The organism is Pseudoalteromonas sp. Isolate6 (genome assembly GCF_022398435.1).
In the GTDB taxonomy this organism is placed as follows: Bacteria; Pseudomonadota; Gammaproteobacteria; order Enterobacterales; family Alteromonadaceae; genus Pseudoalteromonas; species Pseudoalteromonas galatheae.
In genome coordinates, this window is record NZ_JAKEVK010000047.1 from 19,277 (window position 1) to 27,968 (window position 8,692).

Here is an 8,692-nt window from a genome sequence, read left to right on the forward strand (position 1 = left end):
TTGGACGAAAAGCATAAAATTACGACTAATGGCTAGTGATAAAATGTGTGATGGCGAGAGAGTGGAAAGGTGGTAGTAGCTTTATCAGACATATAAAAAACGCCTGAAAATTCAGGCGTTTTGTGGTTTAACTTAAGGGATGTTGTTAAGCTAATCCTTCATCTGTATCGACATGCTCATCTTTATGATGCTTCGCGATTTCATCTGAAAGTTCTTGTTTAGAACGCTTCTCTGACATCCGTCTTGCCATTAGCCAATAGAAGAATAGTGGCAAGAAGAATACTGCGAGGAAGGTAGCCGAGAGCATACCACCCATTACGCCAGTACCTACACTGTGTCTTGCTCCTGCGCCAGCTCCTGAACTCATCACCAGTGGAACAACACCGAGTATGAAAGCAAGTGAAGTCATGATAATAGGTCTAAAACGCAGTCTTGCCGCTTCAAGGGCTGCGGTTGCCGGACTCCACCCTTCTTGATACTTCATGAGTGCGTACTCGACAATAAGAATGGCATTTTTACTGGCAAGGCCAAGTAGGGTAACCAAACCGATTTGGAAGTAAACGTCGTTGGTTAGCCCAGCGATCCAGATTGAGACCAATGCACCAAAAGTACCAAACGGCAGCGCTAACATAACTGAGAATGGCAATGACCAGCGCTCATAGAGTGCTGCGAGGATCAAAAATACCATGATCACAGCCATACCTAGAGCAATACCGGTTGTGCCAGAGTTTTGCTTTTCTTGGAATGCAGAACCCGTCCACTCGTACGTCATGTCTGGTGGTAGCACTTTGTTGGCGATACGCTCAAATTCTGCGATAGCTTGACCTGAGCTATAACCAGGTGCAGCTTCGCCCATTAGCTTCACAGCCGATAGGTTATTGTAACGATTCATGGTTTCTGGACCGCGACTATACTCAACATCCGTAAATGCCGAAATTGGTACCATTTCGCCGCGATTGTTTTTCACGTATATACGTCCAACATCTTCCGGTGTCATTCTAAACTCGGCTTCTGCTGACATAATCACCTGCCATGCACGACCAAACTTATTGAAGTCGTTGACGTAGTAGTTACCTAAATTGGCTGCAAGTGCGTTAAACGCAGAATTAATATTAACCCCCATGGCACGCGCTTGTTCACGATCCATATGCACCTTTAGCTGTGGTGCATCAGGACGCCATAGCGTTTGAATGCCAGTAAGGATAGGGCTCTTTTGCGCCTCAGCCATGATCATCTGCATACCTTGCTTCAATTTAGCAGGATCAGAGCCGCCTTTATTTTGCAAGAAGACTTCAAATCCGCCTGTTGTACCCAAGCCGAAAATTGGCGGTGGGTTAAACGCTAGCACTAGTGCTTCATTAATATGCGCAGTTTTCATAAATAACTCACCAACAAGTTCTTTCGCCGACACATCACGTTCATCCCAATGTGTCTGCGTCACGAACATAGTCGCAGCGCTATTTTTGAAGCCACCACCGATGAAATCCATCCCCGTAAACGCCACGACGTTTTCGTTAGCTGGGTTTGATTTTGCAGCAGCAATTACTTCATCTGCCACTTTAGCGGTGCGCTCTAGTGAAGAACCATCAGGCAAGAACACAGCAATCATGTAGTAACCTTGATCTTCATCAGGTACTAAAGAGCTTGGCGTTTTTTGCCATAAGAATACCGTAGCACCAATCATGGCTGCCATTAGTGTTAGGCCCACAAAACCACGGCGGACCATAAAGCTAACCGCGCCAACATAGCGTCCGGTTACACGATGGAACCAGTCATTGAACCACAAGAAAAACTTGGCATCTTGTTTGTGCTCGTGCTTAAGCAGCAATACACAAAGTGCTGGTGTCATCGTCAATGCAACCACACCGGATAAACTTACAGAGATGGAGATTGTGATCGCAAATTGGCGGAATAGTTCGCCTGTTAACCCGCCTAGGAAAGCGATAGGTACAAACACTGAACACAATACCAATACAATCGCGACTACGGGGCCGCTTACTTCCTGCATCGCTTTAACCGCTGCTTCTCTAGCCTGCAAGCCTTGCTCATGCATGATCCGTTCGACATTCTCAAGTACTACAATGGCGTCATCTACCACGATACCAATCGATAACACCATGCCGAACAGCGTAAGGGTGTTAATCGAGTAACCGAGCATATAGAGACCTGCAAATGTACCAAGTAACGAGACCGGAACTGCAAGCGTTGGAATTAGCGTTGCGCGCCAGTTTTGCAAGAACAGGTAAACCACTAAGAATACCAAGATCATTGCTTCACCAAGCGTTTTTAACACCTCTCGAATTGAGACTTCTACAAAGCGTGTGGTGTCGTAAGAGTTTACGTGAGCAAGACCGGTAGGGAACTGAGGTTTGATCTGTTCAATTTCAGCCTCTACTGCTTTAGCTACGTCAAGCGCATTCGCGCCCGGTTGCAAGAATACACCGAGTAATACCGCTTCCTTACCGTTAATAGTACCTTGGAAGTTATAGTCTTTTGAGCCAAGCTCTACGCGAGCAACATCCTTAAGGCGCAGTGTTGAGCCATCAGGGTTTGCACGAACGATGATATTTTCGAACTCTTCAGCCGTCGATAAACGTCCTTTTGCAGTAACACTGTAAACTAGCGATTGTGCGTCTTGAGAAGTTGGAGTGGCACCAATACTACCTGCCGCATATTGAGAGTTTTGCTCTCTAATTGCGCCTGAAATTTCATCTGCTGTGACTTGCAGTTGACTCATAATATCCGGACGCAGCCAAATACGCATGGCGTAGTCTTTGGCACCAAAGATTTGCACGTTAGTCGTCCCTGGAATACGCTTGACGCGGTCCAGAATATTCATGGTGACATAGTTAGATGTCCAGAGACTATCTCGAGTTCCATCTGGTGAATAAAACGCATGCACTTGCAAGAAGTTAGAAGAGGTCTTTTGAACCACCACGCCTTGGCGTCTTGTTTCTTCAGGGAGACGAGCTTCTACTTGCTTCACACGGTTATTAACATCGACAGCGGCCTGATCAACATCTGTTCCTATCTCAAAAGTTACTGCAATAGTTGTTACGCCTGAGTTAGTACTGGTTGATGTCATATACATCATACCTTCAACACCGGTAATCGCGTTCTCGATGGGGGTTGCAACAGTTTGTTCCAATACATCTGCTGATGCACCTGGATATACCGCTCTGACCTCTACTTGAGGTGGTGCGATTTCGGGATACTGTGCAACTGGTAAACTGCGCATTGCAGCAAGACCTGCGAGCACTATCACGATAGAAATAACAAAGGCGAAAATAGGCCTGTTAATGAAGTATTTGGAGAACATCAGATTATTCCCCTTGCTCGCTCACAGACACCGGCATGCCAGGAAAAAAGATCCTCGCCATACCTTCAACAATAACGGGTTGTCCTTCTTTCAGGCCTTCGCGAATAACCCACATATTTTCACCATTAAGCTTGACCCATTCACCAACTTTGACAGGTGCGGGCAGAGCAACTGTTGTGCCTTGTTCATTTTTAGTGGCAATATACACAAATTTACCCGTGCCATTATCTAGTACCGCTCTTTGCGGCAGAACAATAGCGTTATTGCGTACTGCACCTGAGAGCTTAACTCGCACAAACTGGCCAGGTCTTAGTTCGCCGTTTTCATTTGGGATACGAGCTTGTAACTCACTGGTACCCGTAAAGCGGTTTACGCGAACGTCGCTAAAGTTTACTTTACCTGCTTGTCCGTAAAGCGAACCATCTTGCAGAATAATTGTGGTATCAAACTCATTATGTTCTGGCAGGGCTAAGGAGCCGTTTTCCACATCTTGGCGCATTGCCAATTGCTCACGCTCGGAAAAGCCAAATCGAGCGCGCATCGTGCTGATATCGGTAAGTTCGGTTAAAAGTACACTTGGACCAGAAACGTAGCTACCTTCTGACATCAGTTCGCGACCGACAATCCCAGATACTGGCGCTTCAACTTTGGCATATTCAAGATCCAGCTTAGCTTCACTCAACGCGACTTTTGCAGATTCTAAATTCGCAACTGCAATATCGTAAGCAGACACTGAATTGTCAAAGTCGCGCTTTGACACTGAGCGTTCGTTCTTTAAACGCTCAAGTCTCTCACTTTCTCGCTTAGTTTGGTCAACGTTTGCTTTCGCTGCCTGAAGTGCTGCTTGCGCTTTATCTACCGCTAATTCAAATGGTTTAAGCTCAATGGTAAATAGCGAATGACCAGCTTTTACAAACTGACCTTCCTCAAAGTTGCGAGATTCGATGATCCCAGAAACCCGAGAACGAATTTCTACTTCTTTATCACCCGCGAGAGTGGCTGGAAGTTCGATATCGAAAGGCACTGATTGAGTAGTAACTTGTTGTACACTCACTTGCGCAGGTGGCATTGCTTGCCCTCCTTGCTGTGGTGCTTCTGAACACGCAGACAAAGTGCCTAACGTGAGCATTAAAAAAGATAGGTGTTTAACACGACTGCGTATTGATGCTGGATACATGAACACTCCAATTCCTATATTATCATTTTATGCTGCCCCGACTTTGACGGGGAACTACCTTGCAATTTGCCTTTTATAATGCACACTCAACTGGATGCAATCAGTCAAGTGAGTTCATTTCATACCTTAACCACACCAAAGTAAAGGCTATTTGTTCGACAATTAAACAAGTAAACGGTAGTGTATACTTAAAGAAATAAAAGGTAAACGGTTGCGTGTACTTTTCTTCGGTTTAGGTATACGATCATGTGTACTTTTTATTAACGACTTTATTGATTAAAATAAAGGGAATGTTGATTTATTACGAAGAAGGCTTATCTAGAGATAGAGAAGTAGTTCTTGGTATGCAACTGACCATGTGAGTAGCAGCTATCGATGGCTCGCTTTTCCCACTATTAATTAAAGACAGAATAAGTAGATGACGCAACTTTCACCAAAACAGCAGTCAATTTTATGTGCGGCGATAGAAGAATTCGCTCAAAAAGGCCTGCAGGCTACGACGATGGAGTCGATCAGTCAATCTGCAGAAGTTTCTAAGCGAACGCTATACAAACATTACTCAACCAAAGACGAACTATTTGATGCCGTCGTCGAGTTGTTGATTGAGCGGATAAAACCCATCACTGCGATACAGTTTATTCCAAACTATGACTTTGCAGTTCAGCTGCAACACCTTGCGAAAAGTGCAATGACTTTACTGAATGATGAAGATTATATGCGTTTATCGCGCATTGTGATGATTGAGTCGATGCGCAGCTTTGAGCAAGCACAAAACCTTAATGAGAAGTTTAGTAACTGCGAAGCTGCAATGAACCAGTGGTTTGAAGATGCGGCGAGGTCAGGCTGTTTGGGAAGTTTCAAAGGGGACTTTGCTGCTGCTTATTTCTGGGGAGCACTGAAGAAGCTAGGCTATTGGGAGCGTGCAATAAAATGGCAAGCTCCGCTTCCAGAAGCAGAGCTTGACATATTGGTTGAAAAAGCGGTCGCGCTATTTTGTAACGGTGTTACTCAACCCCAATAAACCCACCGGTTTGATGAGACCACAGTTTGGCGTATATACCATCTAAGGCTAGCAAGGATTGATGGCTTCCTTCTTCTACGATCCGACCTTCATCCATTACGATTAGCCTGTCCATTTGCGCAATTGTAGATAATCTATGGGCAATCGCAATAACGGTTTTATCTTCCATTAATGCATCTAAGCTCTCTTGGATAGCTTGTTCGACCTCTGAATCTAGAGCTGATGTCGCTTCGTCTAAAATTAAAATTGGCGCATTTTTTAATAATACACGGGCTATGGCGATACGTTGTCGTTGGCCACCTGATAATTTCACACCGCGCTCACCCACTTGAGCGTCAAACCCAGTATTACCGTGGCTGTCTTCCAAGTCTTGGATAAAATCATAAGCCTGCGCTTCTTTTGTTGCGGCAATTAGCTCGTCTTCTGATGCATCAGGGCGGCCATAAAGAATATTGTCACGCACGCTGCGATGGAGCAAAGAAGTATCTTGCGTCACCATGGCGATATGACGTCGTAAGCTTTCCTGTTTTACTTTAGCAATATTTTGGCCATCTATTTCGATGCTGCCGCCGTCGGTATCGTAGAATCTCAGTAATAAGTTCACTAAGGTCGACTTGCCCGCACCTGAGCGACCAACTACGCCAATTTTCTCACCGGGTTTGATATGCAGGTTAAGGTTGTCGATGACATTATGTTGTTTCGCCGCATCTTTACGTTTATAAGCAAAGGTAGTGTTACAAAAGTCGATTTTTCCGGCTTTAAAATCTAACTGCGGCGCAGTTTGTTGATCAACAATATCAAGCGGTCTTGAGAGCGTATTCATGCCGTCTGCAACTGTACCAATATTTTCGAATAGGCCGCTAATTTCCCACATTATCCACTGTGCCATACCATTTAAGCGTAAGGCTAATCCCACAGTAATTGCGATTGCACCAGCGGTTATCGCATTAAAAGACCATAAGTAGATTGAAAGTGCTGCGACGGAAAATACCAAAAGATAATTTAGGGCTTGAATGCTAACGTTTAAACTAGTTGCTAGGCGCATTTGCTTATATACAGGTTGAATAAACACATCCATGCTGTCTTTGGCATATTCTTCTTCTCGTTTAGTGTAAGAGAAAAGCTTTACAGTTGAAATATTGGTGTAACTATCAACGATCCTCCCTGTCATTTCCGAGCGTGCGTCAGCCTGCTCACTAGAAACACGTTTTAGTTTAGGAACGAAATAGAATTGAAAACAGATATAGCAGCCAAGCCAGACAACCAGCGGGATCATCAAACGTATATCACTGCTTGCGACAAGCGCGAGCATTGCGGTGAAGTACACTAAAATATAAACCAGCACATCGAGTAACTTCATGACTGATTCTCGCACGGCTAGGGCGGTTTGCATCACTTTAGTTGCAATTCGTCCAGCAAACTCGTCTTGATAGAATGTCATAGACTGCTTTAGCAAGTAGCGGTGTGCCTGCCAGCGAATAGCCATTGGGTAATTACCCAATAAACTCTGATGTAAAATGGCGCTGTGAAAAAAGACTAATAGTGGCAGCGCCACTAACGTGATCACAGACATTCTAATTAGCTCAGCTTGTTTGGCTTCAAATAGAGTTTGCGGTGTGTAAGTGGAGAGCCAGTCAACTAAATCACCCATAAAGCCAAATAATGTTACTTCCAAAATTGCGAGGATTGCAGCACTTAGCGACATAAATAACAAAGGTAATTCCATTCCCTTAGTATAGAAGCGACAGAAAGCCAACAAACCTTGTGGTGGCTGACCAACTTCTTGCTCGGGAAACGGTTTGGTAAAGCGTTCAAATACTCGATACATGGATGATCCCTAAATTTGTTCAGCAGCTAGTCTACCTTGATAGTATGAAATGCGCGAGTCACAGATTGGTGCTTAAATTGCACGAGTAATTATAATTGTTTATTATTGAGTCGCTTTTGGGCGATTAGCTCACCTGTAATTGCATTGTAGCTACTGAGCGTTAACGGGGCTGAGTAATGTTTTAAATGGACTTGCTCAAGCGGTTTTTCTATCGTTATTTTATCAATAGGAACGAGCTTATTAGATTCCTTAGTAAAAAAAGCCAGCTCTAGATAGCAAGGAAAAGTTTGTTTACAGATACTCAGTGGCTGTTTTTTCAGCCTAAAAGTAGATGATATCCAGCTTGGGCGGTTCTCGACATGAATGGTTTTTGGCCAAGTAACGGATAAATCAAAGCGTTCAGGATCAGAAGAGTAGTGTTGTGAAGTACTAGTTACTCGTTCAAGCAATAATGGTCCATCGCCAGTTTCAGAATGAACTTCAGATAGTCTAACTTGGTCTATCGTCAGTGGGTTGACCTGCAACTGCTGTTTTAACTCACTCGCTAATTGTTTTTGCTCGTCCAATTGTGAGAAACCAAGGTGGATCAGTAGCTTTGCATCGGGATTGCTATTAAATACTTTTTCCTGTAATTCTAACGCGGCAACTTTAGCTCTATTGTCTTGCGATTCTCTATCATAGCTAATAATTTCATAGCCAATTGTTTTTGCCTCAAATATTAAGCTGGCGAATGTCGCTTCCATCGTGTAGATACCATGGTCGTATGTGGTAAAGCCATGTTTGTTTACCTGCTGCTCAACATCAGTTTGGGAGGACAGTGCCTCTAATGCGAGGTAGCGATACCCTTGATCGTATAAAGGTTGAAGCAGGGCGATTGTTAACGCACGATGTTTGGCATTATGGTACGCTTCATTCACCATAGTGATACGAGTTTTCATCGATTTTTGCTTGATGACTTCCAGAGCAGGAACCAAGCGATAGTCATTTAATAGCATGTCAGGGCTAATCACACCTGAAATGAGCTTTTCCGCTTCAAAATAGTTACCAACGATAGAATGGTAAGTCGCTGCATATTGAATACTGGCTGAGCTACTGTCTAAACGCCCACGGATAGGTAACTGAGCCTCAAGAGACTGTGTATTTTCGTACACACGTTTGTCTGTGTTGACGGCAAATATTAATGATGCTGGATTGCTATCTGAATTGGCAATTAGTTTTGTACTTAACAGGGAACATGCCAAAAAAATGGCTACCGTTGAACACTTTATACGTAACACCTGAATCCACTCCTTGCGGTTTATTACGGTTATATTAATAGCATAAAAGCGCGCAGGGCTGAATCAAATC

General features: G+C 44.0%; 5 protein-coding genes. 1 reads left to right on the forward strand and 4 read right to left on the reverse strand.

The window, feature by feature from the left end; translation table 11 throughout:
* Positions 1-145: 145 nt before the first annotated feature.
* Together L1D50_RS09205 and L1D50_RS09210 are read right to left on the reverse strand one after the other, a co-directional pair.
* Positions 146-3,319 (reverse strand): efflux RND transporter permease subunit, encoded by a 3,174-nt coding sequence (locus L1D50_RS09205; protein ID WP_128728212.1) that lies wholly within the window; start codon positions 3,317-3,319, stop codon positions 146-148.
* Positions 3,320-3,323: 4 nt separating this feature from the next.
* Positions 3,324-4,496 (reverse strand): efflux RND transporter periplasmic adaptor subunit, encoded by a 1,173-nt coding sequence (locus L1D50_RS09210; protein WP_239965931.1) that lies wholly within the window; start codon positions 4,494-4,496, stop codon positions 3,324-3,326.
* A 418-nt stretch (positions 4,497-4,914) separates the two neighbouring features.
* Between L1D50_RS09210 and L1D50_RS09215 the strand changes: the two genes are divergently transcribed.
* The gene (locus L1D50_RS09215) at positions 4,915-5,517 is read left to right on the forward strand and encodes a TetR/AcrR family transcriptional regulator (RefSeq protein WP_128728210.1); all 603 of its coding nucleotides are present in this window, start codon (positions 4,915-4,917) and stop codon (positions 5,515-5,517) included.
* Here L1D50_RS09215 and L1D50_RS09220 read toward each other — a convergent pair.
* Both L1D50_RS09220 and L1D50_RS09225 read right to left on the reverse strand, forming a co-directional pair.
* The gene (locus tag L1D50_RS09220) at positions 5,501-7,345 is read right to left on the reverse strand and encodes an ABC transporter ATP-binding protein (RefSeq protein WP_239965932.1); all 1,845 of its coding nucleotides are present in this window, start codon (positions 7,343-7,345) and stop codon (positions 5,501-5,503) included. The genes L1D50_RS09215 and L1D50_RS09220 overlap by 17 nt on opposite strands.
* 89 nt (positions 7,346-7,434) lie before the next feature.
* Positions 7,435-8,622 (reverse strand): hypothetical protein, encoded by a 1,188-nt coding sequence (locus L1D50_RS09225; RefSeq protein WP_239965933.1) that lies wholly within the window; start codon positions 8,620-8,622, stop codon positions 7,435-7,437.
* Between the last annotated feature and the right edge of the window lie 70 nt (positions 8,623-8,692).

What these genes read in the sequence shown, in the direction of transcription:
- L1D50_RS09205 (WP_128728212.1), bottom strand. Translation starts at nt 3,319, where the DNA reads ATGTTCTCCAAATACTTCATTAACAGGCCTATTTTCGCCTTTGTTATT.
- L1D50_RS09210 (WP_239965931.1), bottom strand. Translation starts at nt 4,496, where the DNA reads ATGTATCCAGCATCAATACGCAGTCGTGTTAAACACCTATCTTTTTTA.
- L1D50_RS09220 (WP_239965932.1), bottom strand. Translation starts at nt 7,345, where the DNA reads ATGTATCGAGTATTTGAACGCTTTACCAAACCGTTTCCCGAGCAAGAA.
- L1D50_RS09215 (WP_128728210.1), top strand. Translation starts at nt 4,915, where the DNA reads ATGACGCAACTTTCACCAAAACAGCAGTCAATTTTATGTGCGGCGATA.